Annotated in this window: 17 protein-coding genes; 12 read left to right on the top strand and 5 right to left on the bottom strand. The window is 45.1% G+C overall.

All coding sequences use genetic code 11. From position 1 onward, the window contains the following. Window positions 1-192 precede the first annotated feature (192 nt). The 3 genes from RIB93_RS09025 to RIB93_RS09015 all read left to right on the top strand — a co-directional run bounded on the left by RIB93_RS09025 (window position 193) and on the right by RIB93_RS09015 (window position 2,715). Complete coding sequence (locus RIB93_RS09025; RefSeq protein WP_446372371.1) at window positions 193-807, top strand: REP-associated tyrosine transposase; 615 nt, start codon at window positions 193-195, stop codon at window positions 805-807. A gap of 58 nt (window positions 808-865) precedes the next feature. Then, complete coding sequence (locus RIB93_RS09020; protein ID WP_446372369.1) at window positions 866-1,669, top strand: M48 family metallopeptidase; 804 nt, start codon at window positions 866-868, stop codon at window positions 1,667-1,669. A 95-nt stretch (window positions 1,670-1,764) separates the two neighbouring features. Further along, window positions 1,765-2,715 (top strand): carbohydrate kinase family protein, encoded by a 951-nt coding sequence (locus tag RIB93_RS09015; protein WP_446372367.1) that lies wholly within the window; start codon window positions 1,765-1,767, stop codon window positions 2,713-2,715. Between the two features lie 48 nt (window positions 2,716-2,763). Here RIB93_RS09015 and RIB93_RS09010 read toward each other — a convergent pair whose 3' ends face one another. The 4 genes from RIB93_RS09010 to RIB93_RS08995 all read right to left on the bottom strand — a co-directional run bounded on the left by RIB93_RS09010 (window position 2,764) and on the right by RIB93_RS08995 (window position 8,344). Beyond that, on the bottom strand, window positions 2,764-4,233 hold the full coding sequence (locus RIB93_RS09010) for an alkaline phosphatase D family protein (RefSeq protein ID WP_446372365.1): 1,470 nt from the start codon (window positions 4,231-4,233) through the stop codon (window positions 2,764-2,766). A gap of 85 nt (window positions 4,234-4,318) precedes the next feature. Beyond that, the gene (locus tag RIB93_RS09005) at window positions 4,319-5,785 is read right to left on the bottom strand and encodes a pyridoxal-dependent decarboxylase (protein ID WP_446372363.1); all 1,467 of its coding nucleotides are present in this window, start codon (window positions 5,783-5,785) and stop codon (window positions 4,319-4,321) included. Between the two features lie 85 nt (window positions 5,786-5,870). After that, on the bottom strand, window positions 5,871-7,223 hold the full coding sequence (gene gntT, locus RIB93_RS09000; RefSeq protein WP_446372361.1) for a guanitoxin biosynthesis MATE family efflux transporter GntT: 1,353 nt from the start codon (window positions 7,221-7,223) through the stop codon (window positions 5,871-5,873). A gap of 566 nt (window positions 7,224-7,789) precedes the next feature. Continuing rightward, complete coding sequence (locus RIB93_RS08995) at window positions 7,790-8,344, bottom strand: restriction endonuclease subunit R (RefSeq protein ID WP_446372359.1); 555 nt, start codon at window positions 8,342-8,344, stop codon at window positions 7,790-7,792. 131 nt (window positions 8,345-8,475) lie between these two features. Here RIB93_RS08995 and RIB93_RS08990 point away from each other — a divergent pair, with 131 nt between their 5' ends. From RIB93_RS08990 to RIB93_RS08950, 9 genes are all read left to right on the top strand, one after another. After that, the gene (locus RIB93_RS08990; protein WP_446372357.1) at window positions 8,476-9,849 is read left to right on the top strand and encodes a cytochrome P450; all 1,374 of its coding nucleotides are present in this window, start codon (window positions 8,476-8,478) and stop codon (window positions 9,847-9,849) included. A gap of 376 nt (window positions 9,850-10,225) precedes the next feature. Beyond that, window positions 10,226-11,962: a glycoside hydrolase family 9 protein gene (locus RIB93_RS08985; RefSeq protein ID WP_446372355.1), complete on the top strand. Its 1,737-nt coding sequence runs from the start codon at window positions 10,226-10,228 to the stop codon at window positions 11,960-11,962. Window positions 11,963-12,337: 375 nt separating this feature from the next. Continuing rightward, window positions 12,338-12,700: a hypothetical protein gene (locus tag RIB93_RS08980; protein ID WP_446372353.1), complete on the top strand. Its 363-nt coding sequence runs from the start codon at window positions 12,338-12,340 to the stop codon at window positions 12,698-12,700. A gap of 2 nt (window positions 12,701-12,702) precedes the next feature. Further along, window positions 12,703-12,888 carry a hypothetical protein gene (locus RIB93_RS08975; RefSeq protein ID WP_446372351.1) on the top strand — a complete coding sequence of 62 codons (186 nt, stop codon included), beginning with the start codon at window positions 12,703-12,705 and terminating at the stop codon, window positions 12,886-12,888. A gap of 496 nt (window positions 12,889-13,384) precedes the next feature. After that, window positions 13,385-14,188, top strand: coding sequence for an SAM hydrolase/SAM-dependent halogenase family protein (locus RIB93_RS08970; protein WP_446372349.1), 804 nt, complete (start codon window positions 13,385-13,387; stop codon window positions 14,186-14,188). A gap of 114 nt (window positions 14,189-14,302) precedes the next feature. Beyond that, entirely contained in the window at window positions 14,303-14,962 is a 660-nt protein-coding gene (locus RIB93_RS08965; protein WP_446372399.1) for a DUF2301 domain-containing membrane protein, read from the top strand. Between the two features lie 108 nt (window positions 14,963-15,070). Next, complete coding sequence (locus tag RIB93_RS08960) at window positions 15,071-15,259, top strand: hypothetical protein (RefSeq protein WP_446372347.1); 189 nt, start codon at window positions 15,071-15,073, stop codon at window positions 15,257-15,259. 183 nt (window positions 15,260-15,442) lie between these two features. Continuing rightward, window positions 15,443-16,054: a hypothetical protein gene (locus tag RIB93_RS08955; RefSeq protein WP_446372345.1), complete on the top strand. Its 612-nt coding sequence runs from the start codon at window positions 15,443-15,445 to the stop codon at window positions 16,052-16,054. Between the two features lie 474 nt (window positions 16,055-16,528). Beyond that, entirely contained in the window at window positions 16,529-16,678 is a 150-nt protein-coding gene (locus RIB93_RS08950; protein ID WP_446372343.1) for a hypothetical protein, read from the top strand. Between the two features lie 64 nt (window positions 16,679-16,742). Here the strand turns inward: RIB93_RS08950 and RIB93_RS08945 are convergent, their stop codons facing one another. Further along, entirely contained in the window at window positions 16,743-20,126 is a 3,384-nt protein-coding gene (locus RIB93_RS08945; RefSeq protein WP_446372341.1) for an ATP-binding protein, read from the bottom strand. Window positions 20,127-20,424: the final 298 nt, after the last annotated feature.

The following is a 20,424-nucleotide window of genomic DNA, read 5'->3' as shown; positions in this document are numbered from 1 at the left end:
GTACAAATAGCTTGTAGTGAGCGCTTTAGCGCTTCTAGGCACTAAAGTGCCAACTACGTACAAATAGCTTGTAGTGAGCGCTTTAGCGCTTCTAGGCACTAAAGTGCCGACTACGTACAAATAGCTTGTAGTGAGCGCTTTAGCGCTTCTAGGCACTAAAGTGCCAACTACGTACATACGAGTCTGACTATTATGTATGAATATCGCCGACTAAGTCCTGCACAACGAGCTGAATTGGTTCAGCAACGTTTGTCTCGTGGTTATCCATCTCACGCGCCTCCCCATGTTGTGACTGACAAGGAAGTTTATCTGTTAACAGCAGCTTGTTATGAACACAAGTGCCACGTTAAGGATGAATATCGCCGCCAACAGTTACTCAATTTGCTATTTGATGCGTTTGTAACTGCTGGGATGGAAATCCGCGCCTGGGTTGTTCTGCCAAATCACTATCATCTCCTGGTACATCTGACTAATTTTAATGAGTTGAGTCGCTTATTTCGCTTAGTACATGGTCGTACATCTTATCAATGGAATCGGGACGATAATATCACCAGTCGTAAGGTGTGGTATCGTTATAGCGATCGCGCTATTCGCTCAGAACGACATTATTTTGCTACTTTAAACTATATCCATTACAATCCAGTGAAACATGGCTGGAGCCAATCTCCTTATGATTGGTGTGAAAGTAGCGTTCATTGGTATCTGGCAAATTTCGGACGCCATTGGTTGAGAGATTCATGGATTGAATATCCCGTGCTTGACTACGGTAAGAATTGGGACGATTTCAAGAAAATTGATCATTGTTAGAGCGCTTTAGCGCTTACTACAGAACGGCGCTAAAGCGCTCACTACGAACGAATTTTCTATGTCCAATGCTCCAACAAATCGCAATCCGCCGCCGAGTAATCGCCAACTCCTAATTTTATTGGGGCTATTTATCGGCTTTATTGTGGCGGTTATCTGGCTGTTGAATCTGTTGGTGAATGGTTTAATTGGGATGATTCCGCCGAGTGTGGAGCAAAAATTGGGGGCGGTAATTGTGCCAGTTTATGAGAAACAAGCTAAACCTTCCCCAACTCAAGATACCCTGAACCAATTATTAGATCGTTTGGAAGAGGAACTTCCTCCTGAACAACAAAAAGCGCGGGATTATCAGGTGCTGTATTTGCCAGAGTCTACGGTGAATGCGATCGCGTTACCGGGAGATGCTATTGTTATTTATCAGGGTTTACTGCAACAAGCGGAGTCTGAGAATGAATTGATGATGGTTTTAGCCCATGAGTTGGGTCATTTTGCTCACCGAGATCACTTGCGGGGTTTGGGACGAGTGTTGGTGGTACGGGTAGCTTTAGCCTATTTTCTCGGAGATGCGGGAGCCTTACAATCAGCGGCTTCGGGGGCGGTGGAAGCCATTGCGCGATCGCAGTATTCTCAGTCTCAGGAAAAGGAAGCCGATGCCTTTGGCTTAATGTTATTATATGACACTTACGGTCATGTCGCCGGAGCTACAGACTTTTTTGAGCGAATGAGTGAGAAATCAGGAGCCAATTTTGCCTTCCTGTCAACCCATCCCGCACCTAAAAAACGGGTGGAAGAGTTGGAGCGTTTGATTGAAAAGCAAGGGTATGAAACCGGGACGCGATCGCCTTTACCAAAAACGTTGAAATAAAGAATAGATAAAGTATTACAAGCCGTGTTTGGCTTGGATCACGGAGGGACACCCCTACTATCTGATAGTATCGAATTAAATTAGAAACTACAAAAGTGACAACAGAAAAATATCCCCAACCTAATATTAAACGTCCAACCACAGCAGAAGTTGTTTGTTTTGGTTCGCTCATGGCGATGGAGTTACTCGTAATTGATGAGTGGCCCGAACGAAATTTTGGTGGTCTGTTTAAGGAACAACGAGACAGTGTGGGACAAGATGCCGCCATGATTGCCACTATGTTGCGCGGGTGGGATATTCGCAGTGGTTTGATTGGTTCAGCCTTGGGGGAAGACTATCGAGGACGATGGCTGGCAGAACACCTGAAGTCTAGTGGGGTTTTGGGTGAAGTGCGCTTCGATTCGCAACTGCCAACCACACTGGTGGTCTTAATTTCAGATGCTATGGGGGGTCGTACTTACTTTTGGCAACCAGATAAAAGAGTATTAGCGACGTTAGATACGGCTGATTTATCTCTGTTAAATGGAAGCCGTCTCCTGTATGTCGATTGGTATGACGAAGATCATATTCTCTGTCCTATGGATGAAGCCATTAAACTCAATATTCCTGTCTTTTTAAACCTGGAACATTTGCACGAAGATCCCGATATTTTAGCCCGATATGCGGGACGGGCGACGATGTGTCAAGCCATTACAGATTCTGCACAACGGGGTGATCAATCGCCTTTAGCGGCAGCCCAAACCTTGTTGGATGCGGGCGTAAAAACAGCGCTGATCACTTTAGCCGGAGAAGGATGCTTGGTTGTACAGGAGCAACAGGCGATTCGGGTTCATGCTCCCTCAATTCAGGCAATTGATTCATTTGGTGCAGGTGCTACGTTCTCAGCCGGTTTTATCTATGGCTATCTTAAGGGGTGGAATCTGGAGAGGATGGCACGGTTTGCGACAGCTACAGCCTCAATCAAATGTAGTCGTGTGGGACTTGAACCGCCTGATTTGATGGAAAGCCAAACCTTAGCTGAACAACTTCAAGTGGACTATCTTTAGTAAGAAGGGAATAGGCAATTCTTCTATTGCCCATTCCCTATTTTCTAATTAAAACTTATGGACTTTTTTAGTCATCAATTTTCCTTTGCTGGAAAATATCTCCACCGTCAATCCATCTAAATCAACGGTGACTCGTGTGAACAGATCAACGGAAACCACTGGACCAGCTTCGGCTAACTCGTAGCGGTTAGTTGAAAGCGTGACCAATTTACCCTCCATCTGGAAGTGCTTCGCCTTCCTGTGAATTAGGGGCCAAGCCAGACCTGAAGAAATAACCGAAATTATTTTAAAATCAGGCTTTTCCTGACACCGTAGTTCAGCACTCATGCCACAGGCGACATCTCCGGCTAAAAAGACGACCCGTTTGATATCATGGTCGAAAATTAAATCGAGCAGTTCTGTACGTTGCTTCAGGAAGCCACCCCATTTGTCTGAATCGAGTCCCTCTCCAGACAACTTATCTGGAAAAAAGGGAACGGACGTCATCACACATTTAACCCGACCTGAACCATCACATAACCAGGCTTTTAAAGCCTCCAGTTGTGTCTCGCCTAGCATGGCACGGGTTTCTTTCGTATCACCTAACTGCCGTTCTGTGCGACAGTCCAGGGCGAAAAAGTCACAGCAGCCATCCTGAAAGGTGTACCACAGGCGGCAATTCCCCCAGTAGCCACTATACCGTTCTCGTTCATCCTCCTCGAGTGCAGGGAATAAAGGACCATGGCTCATTTGGTAGGTTTCATAGGCTTGAAGCGCGGCTGGATAAACCAGTTGCCATTCTTTGTCCCCAGCATTACCGGGCCAATTGTCTAGGATATCATGGTCATCCAGGGTCATGTAGGTGGGGACTTGTGCCATCAGTTGGCGGACGTTGGGTTGTGAAAAGGTGGTTCGATAGCGGTCAAAATATCGCTCAACGGTTAAGTCAGCATCAGCAACTTCCTCGAAGTTATCGTCAGAATAAATTTGGTCCCCCACTAAAAGAAATGCATCCGTGGCAATTCCTTGCTCAATTTGTTGATTAATTGCCGCAAAGGTTTGCTCTCCGTCCTCAAGATATCGCCACACTCCGGGCGCTAGTCGCTGCATATAACGGCAGGCTCCATAGACAAAGGAACGAGGACGCTGGGAATCATTACTGCCGGATTTAAAGCGTTGTTGATTGGCTTTTGACCAGTCTATTTTTAGTTTGGAATCGGGTTCATCTTCACAGACAAACCAACCCATTTGATACTCATAGTCAGTTTCTGGTTTGAGTCCGGTAAACGTGATCACCCCAGACATATCAAAATTTGGATTCATTTTAAAGAATTGGGGCGGCTGAAACTCCGACTCTCCCACGGCACGGATACGAGCGACACCAAAACAGGGTTGAAACAGTTGATGGGTTTGTACACCCCACTCTGGGGGTAATGCATGAGGTGATGGCAGATATTCAGCCCGTCCAAATATACGGGCGCTTTGGTCCGTCACATGTCCGAGAATGGGTCCAACGGTTAGCGGTTTTAATTGAATCATGGTGTGTATTTGTAATGATGGTTGTTGATTCTGTTTTCAGATGGTAGCTAAAGTGTCAAGATATTTGATCGTAATGTTGATATTTTTATCGTAAATGGTTCGCGAGTTTTACTTCAATAAAATTTGTGCTAGGTTGTGGGATTAATACATTAGCATAATGGCAGATTAATTGCCAAGCCTGCTTAACATGATTGCGATCGGTTTGGGCTTGCCCAATTGACAAACGTAAGGTTAATTTATGATTGAGTCGGGTTGGGCTTAAGTAGAGTTTTCCGGACGCATCCAGATGTTGGATGAGTGCATTATTCACGGAGTCGCCACCCTTGAGTCGAAAGCAAACTAAATTCAGGGGAGGTTCGACGACTAACTCAAAGCGTGGATCAGAGTTAACCCATTGGGCAAATTCTTGAGCTAAAGCAACATGTTTGCGAATATAATGTTGTAAGCCTTCAATCCCATAATGGCGAATCACAAACCACAGCTTAAGGCTTTTGAAACGGCGAGCGAGGGGAATCTGCCAGTCTCGATAGTCAATCACCTGTCCAGATTCTGTGGCTTCATTTTTCAGGTAGTCTGGCATGATTGAGAGGGCATGAACTAATTTTTCTCGATGTTTGACATAGAAGCAATTACAGTCAAAGTTTGTCATCATCCATTTATGGGGATTGAAGCAATAGCTATCAGCTTGTTCTAATCCTTGGTGAATCCAGCGAAACTCTGGACATAAAGCAGCGGTACCACTCATGGCTGCATCTACATGGAACCAGAGGCGATACTCCTGGGCGATCGCTCCTAACTGTGCGATCGGGTCAATTCCGTTGGAGGAGGTGGTTCCCACGGTTGCGGCTAAGTAACAGGGAATCAAACCAGCTTGGATATCGGCTTCAATACACTGTTGGAGTGCTTCTGGACACATCGCATAATACTCATCCACCTCAATTAAACGCACGTTTTCTGGGCGCAATCCAACAATTTTTGCGGCTCTTTCAATGGAACAGTGCGCCTCTTTTGACGTGTATGCTACCAACCGATTAATATCAGCTTGAGCTTGTTCTCTGGCGGCGATCAGAGAAACCACAGCCGCACTACAGGCTGAGTCTTGCAGTACACCTCCTCCAGTTTCTGAGGATTTAAAGTGGGAGGGTAATCCCAACATATCAACCAGCCAGTCGAGTACATGGGTTTCTAGCTCCGTACAAGCGGGAGAGGTTGCCCACAAAAATCCTAACACCCCCATACCCGCACTCATTAATTCTCCTAAAATTGAGGGAGCAGAAGCACCTGCTGGAAAAAAGGCAAAAAAGTTAGGTGATTGCCAGTGCGTTAATCCCGGCACAATAATCCGATTAATATCGTTTAAAATCGCATCATAGGATTCACCGGTTTGGGGAGCCGCATCGGGCAAATTGCCTCTAATCTCTCCGGGTTTAACTTGAGACAGAACGGGTAAATCCTCTACAGTCTCCATGTAGTTAGCGATCCAATCAATTGTTTGATATCCCCGACGACGAAATTCTTCCGGGGACATGTGATAGTTAATTTCTTTCGTCATTTAAATCTCTTCTAAACGTGAATAGTGATAAATTTTTTAGATGACAATTACACGGGCGCTAATTCCATCCTGAGTTGTTTTTGATTCAACCGACTCTTGTACCTAGATTTAACTCCAAACCCTCATCCGGTTTTAGCGTTGACGGTACGTAGAGAGCCAATGTAATCGCTCTGATTACCATAAACACTAATAACCCCAACCACAATAGATGAACATTCTGGAACTGCCACGCTGCAATCACTAAAGGAACAAATCCGATAAAGAACGCGGCGAGGATTCCATTTCGCAGGACAAACATTTGAGTTAATCCCAAAAAATATCCCTCTAACATATACACGAATCCCACCATAACTAACACAGGCAATAGCCATAAAACATAGTCATTAATTTGGTCAATCACTTCTAAATGATCCGTTAATAAGCCGAACATTTTTTCGGGAAATGAAATAAACACCAATGCCAGAGCTAATCCTAAGCTTAGGCTCGTTCCTCCAGACAAGCGCAGTAGGGGAAGCAACTTCTCATGACACCCCTCACCGTGGAAATTTCCGGCTAAGGTTTCCGTCGCAAATGCTGAACCCTCAATTAAAAATACGGCGAGATTGACCACTTCCACCATTAAACTGTTGCCCGCTAAAACGACGGTTCCTAGGAAACCACTCAAGCTTGCAAAGATAGCAAAGGTTGTAATCGTTCCCAGGGAACGGATCAACACATCAAAATTCATCTGAAATGTGGCTTTTAGCGCCACGGGGTCAAGAATTTGTCCGGCTACGGCTGGTAGTTTTGGCAAATAACCGTCTCCAGCTATCATTATTAGCGCTAAAACCAACATCACATATTGACTAATTGCAGTTGCCGCACCCGCACCCGCACTATTCCATCCCCACTGGACAATAAATAAGTAATCTAAGACAATATTAGTGCCATTGCTAATGATGGATAGAGCTAACACTTTATTACTCTGAGATTGCCCTAAAAACCAACCCAATAGCACGAGATTAGATAACGCGGCGGGTGCTGCCCAAATTCGGGTATTGTAATAGTCTCTCGCAGCGGCTTTTACTTCTGGTGCAGCACTGAGTAGGGTAAAGCCGAGTTCTCTAATGGGGTAATGTAAGAGTAGAATAATTGCCGCAACTATGAGTGCGACTAAACCGTTTCGCAACAAGATTAATAACACAGCCTCGTTGTCTGAACGTCCCACAGCCTGAGCTGTTGAACCCGTCGTTGCCATGCGTAAAAACTTACAAGTGCGGTAAAGGTAATCGAAGAGAATGACCGCAATAGCGACTCCCGCTAGATAGCGAATATCGGTTAAATGCCCTAAGAACGCTAAATCAACTAACCCGACTAAAGGAACAATAATATTGGAGATAATATTAACAACTGTAAGTTTAGTAAAACGAGAGCCAATCTGAAAATCTGCTTCATTCATAGGATAATCATAATGGATATTACGGTTGTTGTCCTACTGTTAAAACATAAATTAAATCGAATTAAATAGTTAGAGTGCAATCAGCGAAAGAATACCTGATTATAAAAAAAATACTCCTATACCTACCTGAAAACAGGTAATTTATCAGACGTTTTTTCTTAGGCAATAGTAAAAAAAACGGCAAAAAATGTATATTTTACTTACCGTTAATAGATAGAATTACTGATTAAGCTACTCCTTAAGAAATCACGTTATATTAGTAATTTTTGTTCAAAAAGCTGATAGTAACTTATTTTTGTTACCAATCCTTAACCTTTGGTTAAGCTTAGCATTGCCAATTCACAACGTCTAGCATTTATATATTTTTTTCTCTTATATTAAAACTAATCTTATTAAGATATTTATATATAAAATAACGCAATTGATAGTGGAATACGTGATATAGTTATATGTTTATTCATCTGACTAATTTTGGTCGGTTAGAGCGTTTGGCACAACAGAGTGTAGAGAATGATTGCGGTCAGCAAAGCGTAGCAGGATGTTTGTATCTACAAGATATATCACAACTAGGGATGATCCTCATAAATACCTGCACGACTCACAGCATAATCAGATAGCATTGGTGTATCAGATCCGACACAAGCGGCAAATTCCTCCGCTTTTTCTAGATTAGGTGTTCCTAGCATATAAGCCAATAGTTGAGCCATTCCCGCTTCTAAACTAATTCCTGCCCGTTTCGTTTCAATTACCATTAACCAAAACTGCTCTTTTAAAACTAAAACATCAATGCGTCCTTCGATAATTAAGCCATCTTCATCGTTTAAAGCAATGGTGATTGATTTTTCCGGTTTGACGGTAAACGGTGATAGATAAAATCCAGCGATGAATAGCAAGGGATGAAGAACCGCCATCCTGATCGCATTTTCGGCGAATGGAGGTTTCTTGAGTAAATTCAGATACCCGGCTTTCAATCTATCTAATGATTCTTTTTTCCATGCGCCAATCTCTGGTAAGTTATCTTGCCATTCTCGAAAAAATTGATCATCGACGATTTCTTGTAAACCAAAACTCGATTCTAATTCATCGATTTGGATAGTGGAAGCCTGAACAGTTTGAGTCATTGGTGCCGCTCTTTACTTGTCCTAGCGGTTGCCTAAGATATAAGTAGAATAACTTAATTTGATGATTTTAGAGCAACGTATCGGGAAAAATTAGGCAAGATAAAAAGAGTAGCCGCTATCAGCAAGACTCTATGAAACCACTAACCGGTCCGCGCACACCACGATTTCTGAGAATTTTCCGGATCATCAAGCTGATTTTTCGCCCCTTGGACTACCTAGAGAATTATGCTCAACGGTATGGAGATATGATCAAAATTGGCGGGGATAACGCTCCTCCCTTTGTTTATGTGAGTAATCCCCAGGCGATTAAAGAGATTTTTACGGCTGATCCAGAGTTATTTGAATCGGGTCGAGGAAATGGGGTTTTGCGCTATTTACTAGGGGATAACTCACTGCTGATGTTAGATGGTGAACCCCATCAGCGCCAACGCCGCCTGCTGATGCCTCCCTTTCATGGCGATCGCTTGCGAGAGTATGGTCAGCTTATTTGTGATATTACGGAAACGGTAACAGCCGAATGGACAGTGGGTCAACCGTTGATCATCCGTACCTATACGCAAGAGATTACCCTGCGGGTGATTTTACAAGCCGTGTTTGGCTTGGATCACGGAGAACGTTACATCAAACTGAGACATCTGCTGAGTACCCTTCTGGCATCCTTTGACTCTCCCCTGAGTTCCACTCTGCTGTTTTTCCCTTGGTTGCGACAGGATTGGGGTGCGTGGAGTCCCTGGGGGCGTTTTTTGCAGTTAAAGCAGCAGATCAAACAGTTGATTTTTGATGAAATTCGCGAACGTCGGGAGCAAGGGGATGAGTCACGAACCGACATTTTAACCTTACTCCTATCGGCGCGAGATGAAGCAGGTGAGCCGATGACGGATGAGGAATTACATGATCAGTTAATGACACTTCTGATTGCCGGTCATGAAACTACGGCGTCTGCACTGGTTTGGGCGTTGTATTGGATTCATTATCTACCAGATGTGCGTCAAAAGCTGCTTGAGGAATTAGAAACCTTGGATGCAGAGGGCGATCCGATGGCAATTTCCCGGCTTCCTTACCTGACAGCCGTCTGTCAAGAAACCCTGCGAATTTATCCCATTGCTCCGAGTACCTTTATTCGGATTCCAAAATCACCCATAGAAATCATAGGGTATCAATTTGAAGCGGGTACAGCGTTGATGCCTTCTATTTATTTAGTTCATCATCGGGACGATCTCTATCCAGAACCAAAGCAGTTTAAACCGGAACGTTTTCTAGAACGGCAATATTCCCCTTACGAATATTTACCCTTTGGTGGCGGGAACCGTCGCTGTATTGGTTCAGCATTGGCACTGTTGGAAATGAAGCTGGTGCTGGCGACTATTTTGTCACAGTTTGAACTGGCATTAACTGATAATCGTCCGGTGAAGCCGATGCGTCGCGGTTTAACGATCGCGCCTCCTGGCAACCTGCGAATGGTTCCTAAGCAGCGTCGGCAACAGAAAGCCCCAGCGATGGTTTAGACCTGGCGGCAATATTCTCAGAATGTAGAGGGTAACTCTATTAAGTTTTGTCGCTAAATTGACAAAATTCGCCAAATCATGATGATAGGCGTTTGGGTCTTGCGCGATCGCACACGCTAGCTTTACCGTTGCACCACTATCTGTGACGCTACAGCCCTCACCCCCAGCCCCTCTCCCAAGCCAGCCCTCACCCCCAGCCCCTCTCCCAAGCCAGCCCTCACCCCCAGCCCCTCTCCCAAGCTTGGGAGAGGGGAGCAAGAGGGAAGCAAGAGAATCCGGGTCGCCCTCTCCTCAAACCTTTAGGTGATTAATTTTTTAGGAATTAAAGGTGCGTCTACAGATTAAAATCTGTAAATGAATAGGATCGAATAATCTCATGAAAATCGATAGACGTTTCTTCCTCGGTTGGGCAATATCGATGGTGTATGGATTTTGGGCTAAAGGACAAGCGCAAACGATAAACCCAGATAACCCAAGTAAACTTTTGATTAATCAAGTCGGATATTCACCAACCCGTCCTAAGTTAGCCTTTTTACTCAATTATAATTCTTCTACCACCAATCCCGTCCAATTAATTAACGTCCGAAATAACCGCCCGGTTTTCGAGACTGAGTTGTCAGCACCGATACAAGATACAGCCAGTCAAGATAGTATCCAATGGATTGATTTCACCCCATTCAACCGCCCCGGACGCTATTTTCTGAAAATTGGAGAAATTCAGTCCTATCCCTTTGAGATTGGTCAGGCTATTTATCAAGATGCTTTCAACAAAATGCTACGTTCCTACTATTTACAACGCTGCGGGGTAGCAATACGAGATTCTATTAATGGGATTGGTCATTCTCCTTGCCATTTAAATGATGGCACCTTTGCCCATACCGATGACATGCATCGGGCGGGTGAAATGAAACGTGCCCAAGGGGGTTGGCATGATGCGGGCGATTTTGGTAAATATGTGGGACCCACGGCGGTAACTGTGGGTCGTTTATTAAGTTTATATGAGCAATATCCGTCATTATTTTCTGACCGCCAATTGATGATTCCTGAAAGTGGAAATGGCAGACCCGATTTGCTGGATGAAATGAAGGTGGGATTGGATTGGATGCTGACGATGCAACGGCGCGATGGTGCGGTTTATCGTAAGCTTTCGGGGAAAGAATGGCCCCCCATGATTCTACCGAATGAGGATATCCAACCGCGTTATATTTATGGAATTTCCACACCAGAAACAGCGAAGTTTGCCGCAGCGTTAGCTATGGCGGCGCGAGTATATTCAGACTATGATGTGTTGTTGGCGAAGAATTATTTAAAAGCGGCGCGAAAAGCCTGGGAATTTTTGCAAAATGAACCCTCAATGCGTGTGGATTGGGTTGAGGGGGATGATAGTGGCTCGGGGAAATATCTGGCTGGGGAGTGGGATACGGAAGCGTCGTTAACAACGGATAAGGATGACCGTTTTTGGGCGGCGGCGGAATTGTTGATTACGACTGGGGATGCAAGTTTTGCGGAGTATTTAGAACAAGAGCTTCCTGACTTGTCTTATACTCTATTTGAATGGAAAGATCCCTCGGCTTTAGGGATGGCAGATTATCTGTTGCAACCGCGTCAGCAAGGTTCAGAAAATCTGAAGGCGCAAATGAAGCAGAAGTTATTAGAACGGGCAGATCGTTTACTGGATACGGTGAATCGCAGTGGCTATCGCTTGGCACTGGATAAGTTTATTTGGGCGTCGAATAAGATGGTAGCGGAGGAAGGAATTACCTTGTTTTATGCCTATAAACTAACCGGGGATAAAGCGTATTATCAGGCGGCGGTGGATCAGTTAGATTATTTGTTAGGACGCAATCATTTTAATCTATCCTTTGTTACGGCTGTGGGGTCAAATTCAGTCCGCAATGTGCATCACCGAGTCGCTGTCGCGAAAAAAACGGTAATTCCCGGGTTAATGGTAGGGGGGGCGAATACAGAAGCCCAGGATGGAATTGCCCCGAAAGGATTGGGTCCGCTAAGTTATGTGGATGATCAGCGATCTTATGCCACGAACGAATATGCGATTGATTATAATGCTCCTGCGATCGCACTGATAGGGATGGTGATGGCGGAAGGTTCGTAGTTGCGCTGTTTTCGTCGGCTAGATCGCACTGATACGAATGATCATGGCATAATTCATTATGTAGGGGCGCACGTCGGTGCGCCCTGACTTATATTTTTGAATCTGATAGACTTACAGATAACTTTAAAAGCCTATAGTGGGAGGACTATAATTGGCTACATCAGAACAATACGAAAGTATAATAGCATCGCTGCAATGGGATGGATTACGAGCGCTATGGGACAACATCGAGAAACGTAACACACCAGGATGGGAGCAGGGCAAAGCCTTTGAGTATCTGGTTATACGAGCCATTTGCAAACTATTAACACTGAAATATCGTGTTTGTGTAGAAAATGGATTTCCAGATTACGACATTAGAGAGAGAGACATCCCATGATTGGTTATATTTTGACTGAAGGATCGTTAGATAAACAATTACTGAAAACTGTGCTGCCAGAAAAATGTCTTAATAATGTGGAAGTTGTTGAGGCTGGTGGGCTATATGCTGTTAAGTCACTTGCTCGTTCTCTGCTCGTCCGTAGGCAAGTACCAGTCATTATTGTCGTTGATGCAAATTCAGTAGACCCTGAGTTTATTCAAGAGCGCATTGAAAATATTGAGCAAATAGTTAAACGTATAGCGGTAAATACACCTGTCAAAGTGATTACTGCTGTTCCGGAAATTGAAACTTTTTTTTTCAAGATGTTACTTTGCTTTCACGTTTACTCGGATACACTCCTCCTCAAGATGTACTGAATTTGGCAAGTTTTCAACCTAAAAGAGCTTTAGAGCAATTGCTTTCTCAGTCAAAAAAAGTTCAAAATCAGTTACAGATTATTGCACAATTGAAAGATGAAGGTGCTGAGATTTTACGCCAAGCGCCGTTTATTCAAGAGATCATTCATTTTATTGAGTCTGTACGTGAAACAGCAAAAGTAAGTTAGCGAAGGTTCGTAGTTGCGCTGTCTTCGCGATCGCATTCCGTTGATGAGGATTGTGATAATAAAAAATTCCCCACAACAATTTAGCTGGGCGGTTAGAAACCTCAGCTACACGAACAAAACCGTTCGTAGTAAGTGAGGATTTATTACCAGTGCTGCAAGATAGGAGTTTTATCCATATCATTGAATCAGAAAGGTTGTAGGTTGGGTTGATGAAAGCGAAACCTAACACCCTCTTCCCAAGCAGCAAATAGAAATATCATGACTCAAGGCGATCGCAAGCAGAATAAAAACTGGTTGCAGGATGCGCGTCTTGGTTTACAGGATTATCATCTTGAGGGCGATGATCTGAAATGGAGAGATCCTTAAGTGGTACTGAAACTGATTATTGATCAAAGGAAAGAGAGAAAAACTAGGGTGCGTAAACCCGCGCAGGCGGGTTTCGTTTGTGTAGCTGTGGTTTCAACCGCCCAGTTAACTTCATTCATTTAGATTCATCATGTCTCAAACCCCAATCATCACCCTATTAAGCGACTTTGGAATTAACGATGTCTACGTGGGAGTCATGAAAGGCGTCATCGCCCAAATTAACCCCGCCCTCACCATCATCGATCTTACCCACGAGATTCCTCGGCAAAACATCGCCGCCGCCCGATTTAACCTGATGAACGCCTATCCCTATTTTCCCGATCGCACCATCCATATCGCTGTGGTTGATCCCGGTGTCGGTAGTCAGCGCCGTGCGATCGCGCTACAAGCGGATGACGGTTTCTTGGTTGGACCCGATAATGGATTGTTTAGCGGTATTTTAACCCAAAGTACGATTGTTTTTGCCGTTGAACTCACTAACCCAGAATTCTGGCGCACCCCCACCCCTAGTCAAACATTCCATGGTCGAGATATATTTGCCCCCGTCGGCGCACATCTTGCCAGTGGTGTTCCCTTAGCAGAGTTGGGATCGGTGATCGAACCCAGCACTCTGGTACAATTGCCGATTCCAGAATTGACCAAAACCGCGACGGGGATCACGGGTTCTATCCAGTATATTGACCATTTCGGTAACCTAATCACCAACATTCCCGCCTCTGACGTGACGGGAAAAACTTGGTCAGTCACGATAAATCAGCGCCAGATCCCCACGAATCAAACCTATAGCGATCGCCCTTTAGGAGAACTCATCGCCTTAATTGGGAGTCACGGTTGGGTTGAAATTGCGGTGAATTGCGGTAGCGCTCAATCTGAGTTGCAGTTAGAGTTAGGAAATAGGGTAGACGTGGCTGTCACCACTGAAATGAAAGGCTAAATTATATAAAGACAGAGGGCATTGGCTGGGAGACTGTAGAGACGTTGCATGCAACGTCTCTACAGTCAGGGCTTTCCCAGTTACCTCGTGGTATTGAGAGGAGATGAGATAAACATGGTATTACAGCAACAATGGGACTCTGAGGTGTACCAGGGTCAATTTGGCGAATTTACGATTACCGACAGCGATCGCGTCGGGGTTATTGTATACCGCAGTAGCCTGATAATTGCGGCATTGAGTTTTGCGATCGCTAGTGGGTTGGTCTTGTGGCAACCGGATAATCCCACCATTTTAACCGCCCTCACGCCCCTATATGGCTTGTTCTGTATAGCGTTAGGCGTGAGTTTGGCAACGATTCATATCTATTTAGCCCCCCTACACCGTCTCCTACAACTGTTTTGGGGAATTGGCACGATTGCGGCTGGTGTGTTCGCCATCCAGACTAGCGAACCCCTCGCCCTTTTCGTGTATAACCAACCCGTTACCCTGTTCGGGATTGGCTTTGTGTTTGTGGCGTTAACCGGGATTTACTTTAAAGAAGCCTTTTGTTTTAACCGCTTTGAAACTAAACTTCTGACTCCCCTAGTACCCGTCTTATTACTGGGACATTTAGTTAATATGTTACCCGCAACGGGGGAACAGGTGCTTTTAGGACTTTGGACAGTTCTATTTTTAGTCTTTGCTGTGCGTAAGGCAATGCAGCCGATTCCCCCTGACATTGGCGATAAGTCAGTGTTTGCCTATCTTAAACAACAACGGGCGGCTCAATCCTAACGATTAGGGGATAATAACCGATGAGCTGGCACAGGAAAGTCGCCATTGTTACCGGAGGCGGACAAGGGATTGGCTTTCGCGATCGCGAAAGCCTTCCTAGAACAGGGAATGAACGTCGCGATCGCAGAAATTGATCCAGAAGCCGGAACAGCTACAGCCGCCGAGTTTCAACCCCTTGGTTCAATTCAATTTATTCAAAAACTCATGCCCTTGCCATTAGCCTCAGTCCAGATATTTGTGACGGGTGCGAATTTTATCATTGATGGCGGGATGACCAGAAAAATGATTTACTCGTAAAAAACGAGCGACAGTTTTCTAACCGAATTATTTAAGGCGTAATGTTTTGATAGTCCTAAAAATTGCGTCATTTTTGAGTATAAATCTAATCCTATTAAAACGTTTTAATTACCCTAAATTAGGTAGCATAAACAGATTATCTCCGGTGCTATACATACCTCTATAAATCTTAAGAAAATAGTCATGGGAATAGTCATCATTACAAATTTTCTGATAGCCGAGATTTTTTCCATCGTGCTATCCGCTCAATTTTTCTCACCACTGACGCGGTTACAACTGAGTTTACTACTTGCCTCAAAACCCTCTACATTCCCCTTAGAATCCATCAACGTCTTTCCACCTCCTCTAGGGGACATGATTGAAAATCGATGTCGAGAAGTCCCGACAGGCGTTGGCATTCCCGCCTTTCAGCCAGGAATTACCAAAGAAGATGTGATGCGTTTATTAGGCGCTCCCACCGGAACCGCACGCGGTTATTGGCCCAATACTCGTGCTGTATTCTATGAATTAATACCGGATCAGATTAGCTTAGGTTTTCTGTTTGACCGAAATTCTCTACGAATTCGACAAACCGAAGCCTCCTTTACGGCTGAAGTTGATTCCCAGACAGCACTGTTGACATTGAATGGAATGTTAGGGTGCAAGCTGAACCAGCAAATCCAACAGGGATTAGAACAAGTGTGGCAACGTCAATCTCGGCAGTTTTCCTTTCAGCTAGACTATCTCGAAGGCGTGATTGAACGCCAACAAGAGGGACGAATCTATATCGGGATTTGGGAGGAAGATTTACATTGAAACCAGGAATAGGCGTGTAGGGGCGGGTTTTACAGATAACATTTTGCCACAAACCAATAACTTAACTAAACCCGCCCTCATCTTCCCCATCTCCTATATAGCAATTTCCGGTTTGATGCGATACATCGTTAAGGGCGCAAGCTTTGCGCCCCTACATTGCCCCCTACATTTAGGTGTACCTCACAGGCTGGGAAAGCGCTATATCCCTCATCCAAGCGTGTAGGGGCGGGTTTTACAGATAACATTTTGCCACAAACCAATAACTTGACTAAACCCGCCCTCATCTTCCCCATCTCCTATATCCCTGAGCCGTGCTAGCTGAGAAATTGTCCACTCCCCAAGGCGAACCGTTCCCCAATCTTGGTTAAGTGAAACCCTTATCCCCTAGTCAATTCAGCAACTTGCCCTTTGTATTTTCTCCGGATAGAGTCAGCCGTCTATTGTTGAAGGTATCAGCAATGAAGGCATACTACCATGGAAAAAAATGATATTAGCGTCATTCTCCTCGGACTCGCGATGATTACCGCGACTATCGTCTATTTCGACAGAGCCTCAAATTTAGAGGTGAGAATTGGCAGCCACTCTTATCTAGGAATTCATACCAAATTAATTGTTGATCGTTAATCACTGATAAGAACAGAGATCCCCGACTTCGTAGGAGTTGTCGGGGATCTGGCTTGGATATACCTTAGCCGAGAACCTGATGAATTTGTTCTAACAATTGACTCATGGAATAGGAACGACCGGACAAAACTTTAGTAGCAACGCTTTGCAATTGCGACTCTAATTCCGTCGTTATTTTATCAGACTCAGAGAGTCTAACATTGAGGGAGGAATCGGGCAATCGATGATCCAGCAAAAGAATCGGGGGTCGATTCGGGAGCTGATTCAACTCTTTTAATCCTTGAACCATGCCCAAATCATTTTCAATATCCTTGATCCGAATCAGCAGTACATCAACCATTTGTGCTTGAAGTTGATGGTAGACATCTGACCAACACTGGGAGAATAGACTTCTAAATCCAGCCGCTTGTAGATATTGAATCAATGCCCGTAGCCAAGGGGTGTAAGGTGTAACGGGATTTGTGTTGAAAGCGTGATCTTTGGGACTAACTCCTTGAGTGTCGCCCAGATCAAAGATCAGAATACTCGACTTGCGACTCACGCCAGCCGCAATTTGAATCACTTGCAGCAGTGTGGTAATTTTCTGGGGGTTATCTGGGGCTAAACAGGGATAGACAGAAAGACCGATCGCTTGATTAGCGGCTTGTGTGGTTTGATGATCTAGGGTAATCAGGGGTAGCTCCGCTAATGCGGGATATAACGAATAGGTTTTAAAGTAACTTGGGGGATCGTTGATCCCAGCCCCGTCGAGCAAAACAATATCCGGATGCCAAACCCGCGCCAATAATTCTGCCTGTTCTATATCATCGGCTTCCAGTACCCGGTATTTTAGATCTGAATGTTGGCAACTGAGTATATCAGTTAACTGATAAATTAGTCTTGACGATTCCGGGGGAACCTCGACTAACCCCGCACTCAGATAAAGCAGGGTTAGAACCTGATTGGCGGGAGGCTGATGTTTACCCAAGCGAGTCAGGTTTTTGGCTAATGCTTCCTCTTGAACCGGTAAACTTAAGAAGCCATCGGCATTATTTTGATCAGCCTGTTCTTTTTCAGCTTGAGTCGCTGTAACTAAGATGGAAATGTGACGGGTTTGCAGATCAGACTTAAGTAATGTCAGTACATCCCAACCCGAAACTTGTGGGAGAAGAGGATTGAGTAAAATGATGCTCGGTTGTAAGCTACGAGCTTTGGAGAGTGCTTCTGAACCAGAACGAGCATTGATCACCCAGTAGCCTAACTGTTTTAGCTGCACCGTCAGGCTTTCTAGATACCGGGGTACAGTTTCGACAATTAACACCAAGCGGTTACGATTGGGGGATGGGACGTTGGTGTTTGCCTGTCCCCAGTCCTGAGTCTCTGCCAAATCCCTGCCAGAAGGTGGACAGGGGGGAAGGAGCAGGGTAAACTCGCTACCGTTGCCGTTTTTAGAGATAAACGAGATATCTCCTCCATGCAAGCGAGCCAAGCGTTGGGTTAAGACTAATCCTAACCCTGTCCCCTCAAACTGACGAGTGAGCGGTTCTTCCAACTGCTGGAATTTCTGGAAAATCAAGTGCTGCTTGTCTTCGGGAATGCCAATCCCTGTGTCCCAGATGGTAAAGGCTATCCAGCCATCTTTATTGTTAACCTTTAAACCAATGGTGTTCTCAGTCTCGGTAAATTTGAGTGCATTGGATAGCAGATGTGCCAGCATTTGCCGCAGCCGTAGTTCGTCGGCAATCATGGTGTCTAGACCGGGTTCGATGTCTAAGACAAAGGAGATGTCGGGGGTTGCGCCTTCGTGGTTAGGATTGTTGTCTGAGTAGACTTGCAGGGCTTGTTGATAAGCGCGATCGCACAGGCTTTGAATCTGCACTGGTTCTAACGTCAGTTCAAGCTGACCCGTTTCCATGCGCGTTAGATCCAGAATATCATTGACCACTGCCATCAGTTGACGCCCATTTTGGTAAATCAACCGAGCATAACGCGCTTGACGCTCATTGAGTTCGCCTAATAACTGGTCTTTGAGCAGGGTTGATAATCCTAAAACGGCGGTGAGTGGCGTCTTCAGTTCGTGGCTAATACAGGCTAAAAACTCGTCTTTCAGGCGGTTGAGTTGGACTAAATCCGCATTTTTGGCAGTCAGTTCTTGAGCGACTTGCTGTTGAGCCGTCGTGTCTTGCGCCATGACTAACCAAAGCTGTGAATTAGGGGGATTGAGTGTATTTTTGTGCCATGGTGCGTCTTTCCATGGTATGTCTTTCCAATCCTCAGTTGTCAATTCGGGGAACAACCAGGGAGGTAGAGGCATTTTGGTCAACACAAACTGGCGATCCTGGATTTTTTTCGTCATTTCTAGGGTTTCCCCATCCCTGCGTAAGTCTTGAGGATACTGAGATGTCGCTGTAGACTCAAGTTCTGGATGTTGAGCATCTGTTGCCATGAGGTGGGTGCGATCGCCTGCACAGTCATAACCCATCGCTCTAGGGGACGTGAATGTTGGCTGAGTTTGATCACCAACCCCCCAAGTTACTGGCTTCTCCCTACTGTTGAGCGGCTTATGGGTGGGGTTCGGTTCAGCTACCGCTAATGGTTCTGCTACCTGAGAATTTGTCTGCCCATTTGCACAGTAGCGGGTTGAGTCGGGCTGAGTGTTATGGCTGAGGATACCTACATTGGATGGTGATTCAACCGAGGTTGACTCTATCCCAGTTGGATGCTCCCAGGATAACCCTATCTGCTGACGCCAAGCCCGATTTTCGGACAAGACTTGCCCGGTTGCGGTTTGTAAACTCAGGGGTAGGGGTAGTTGTTCGAGGAGTTGGATTAAGGGTGATTGGGGATTGGGGAACCCTTCGCGACTCTCGAGGGAATGGTTTGTCGGGGCGGGTAATGAAACTTGCTTTTGGCTATTGAGGGTAACGTTTGGACAAAACCCGCCCTGACGTAGAGACGTTCCATGTGACGTCTCTACATCCTCAGTCTGGGGTAATGGTGCTAAGAATTTCAATAATTGCCAGCTATTGAGCAATCCCAAAAATTTACCATTGGGTTCGACTAATGCCCATTGTCTGGAACCTTCCGGGTAGGGAATGTTGGATGTATCGAAGGGTGTGTCTGGTTTTCCCCTACCTAAGTCGGTTAAGATAGTCCAGAACTGGCTGATTGTCAACGATGCTGGTAGAATCTCTAGGGGTTCAATTACAGAGGGTTCCAATTCCGAGAGCCGTTGAGAGAAATCTCTAGTTGCGGTTGTTCCTAGAGTTGCTGCTGACGTCGCCCCGGTCAGGAGATGGGGCATAACCTGTCGCAGATTCACGACTCCCAGAGGATAGTGCTGCTCACTAACCACAACAATCGAGTCACTCCCTGATCCGTGAAAAATCTCCAGTAGGGTAGTTAGATCAGTGGTTTGGGAACAAATCGGAACAGGAGCAGCACATTCTCTTAAACTGGGAGTTGACATGGATATGACCAATTAGCTCAAATCAGGGGAAGCGGCTAGGTCGCAGGCTATAAAGTATTAAGTTGCCCATAAGCCGAATAGCGCCAGGGACTTGCTCTGCTGACCAGCACAACCACCGCTCTAGATCAATTATTGCTCTCGATTGGGGGGGTAAAGGGCAAAATGCTTACAATTACTTACAATTCTTAGAGTACTTAACGTAATGTTAATTAACTTTAGAAAAATTTTGTTAAAATACGTTACAGTCGAGAACTTCAACTCGGCAATTGGTAAGGTTGTTTTTCAACATTAAAGTTCT

This window comes from Coleofasciculus sp. D1-CHI-01, assembly GCF_040218875.1.
In the GTDB taxonomy this organism is placed as follows: Bacteria; Cyanobacteriota; Cyanobacteriia; order Cyanobacteriales; family Coleofasciculaceae; genus Coleofasciculus.
The sequence above is the reverse complement of the archived record's forward strand: the minus strand, read 5'-3'. Positions and strand labels throughout refer to the sequence as shown.

Bases quoted from the DNA above. Each gene is read 5' to 3' on its own strand.
- RIB93_RS09025 (WP_446372371.1), top strand. From the start codon at position 193: ATGTATGAATATCGCCGACTAAGTCCTGCACAACGAGCTGAATTGGTT.
- RIB93_RS09020 (WP_446372369.1), top strand. From the start codon at position 866: ATGTCCAATGCTCCAACAAATCGCAATCCGCCGCCGAGTAATCGCCAA.
- RIB93_RS09010 (WP_446372365.1), bottom strand. From the start codon at position 4,233: ATGATTCAATTAAAACCGCTAACCGTTGGACCCATTCTCGGACATGTG.
- RIB93_RS09005 (WP_446372363.1), bottom strand. From the start codon at position 5,785: ATGACGAAAGAAATTAACTATCACATGTCCCCGGAAGAATTTCGTCGT.
- gntT (WP_446372361.1), bottom strand. From the start codon at position 7,223: ATGAATGAAGCAGATTTTCAGATTGGCTCTCGTTTTACTAAACTTACA.
- RIB93_RS08995 (WP_446372359.1), bottom strand. From the start codon at position 8,344: ATGACTCAAACTGTTCAGGCTTCCACTATCCAAATCGATGAATTAGAA.
- RIB93_RS08990 (WP_446372357.1), top strand. From the start codon at position 8,476: ATGAAACCACTAACCGGTCCGCGCACACCACGATTTCTGAGAATTTTC.
- RIB93_RS08985 (WP_446372355.1), top strand. From the start codon at position 10,226: ATGAAAATCGATAGACGTTTCTTCCTCGGTTGGGCAATATCGATGGTG.
- RIB93_RS08980 (WP_446372353.1), top strand. From the start codon at position 12,338: ATGATTGGTTATATTTTGACTGAAGGATCGTTAGATAAACAATTACTG.
- RIB93_RS08970 (WP_446372349.1), top strand. From the start codon at position 13,385: ATGTCTCAAACCCCAATCATCACCCTATTAAGCGACTTTGGAATTAAC.
- RIB93_RS08965 (WP_446372399.1), top strand. From the start codon at position 14,303: ATGGTATTACAGCAACAATGGGACTCTGAGGTGTACCAGGGTCAATTT.
- RIB93_RS08960 (WP_446372347.1), top strand. From the start codon at position 15,071: ATGAACGTCGCGATCGCAGAAATTGATCCAGAAGCCGGAACAGCTACA.
- RIB93_RS08955 (WP_446372345.1), top strand. From the start codon at position 15,443: ATGGGAATAGTCATCATTACAAATTTTCTGATAGCCGAGATTTTTTCC.
- RIB93_RS08950 (WP_446372343.1), top strand. From the start codon at position 16,529: ATGGAAAAAAATGATATTAGCGTCATTCTCCTCGGACTCGCGATGATT.
- RIB93_RS08945 (WP_446372341.1), bottom strand. From the start codon at position 20,126: ATGTCAACTCCCAGTTTAAGAGAATGTGCTGCTCCTGTTCCGATTTGT.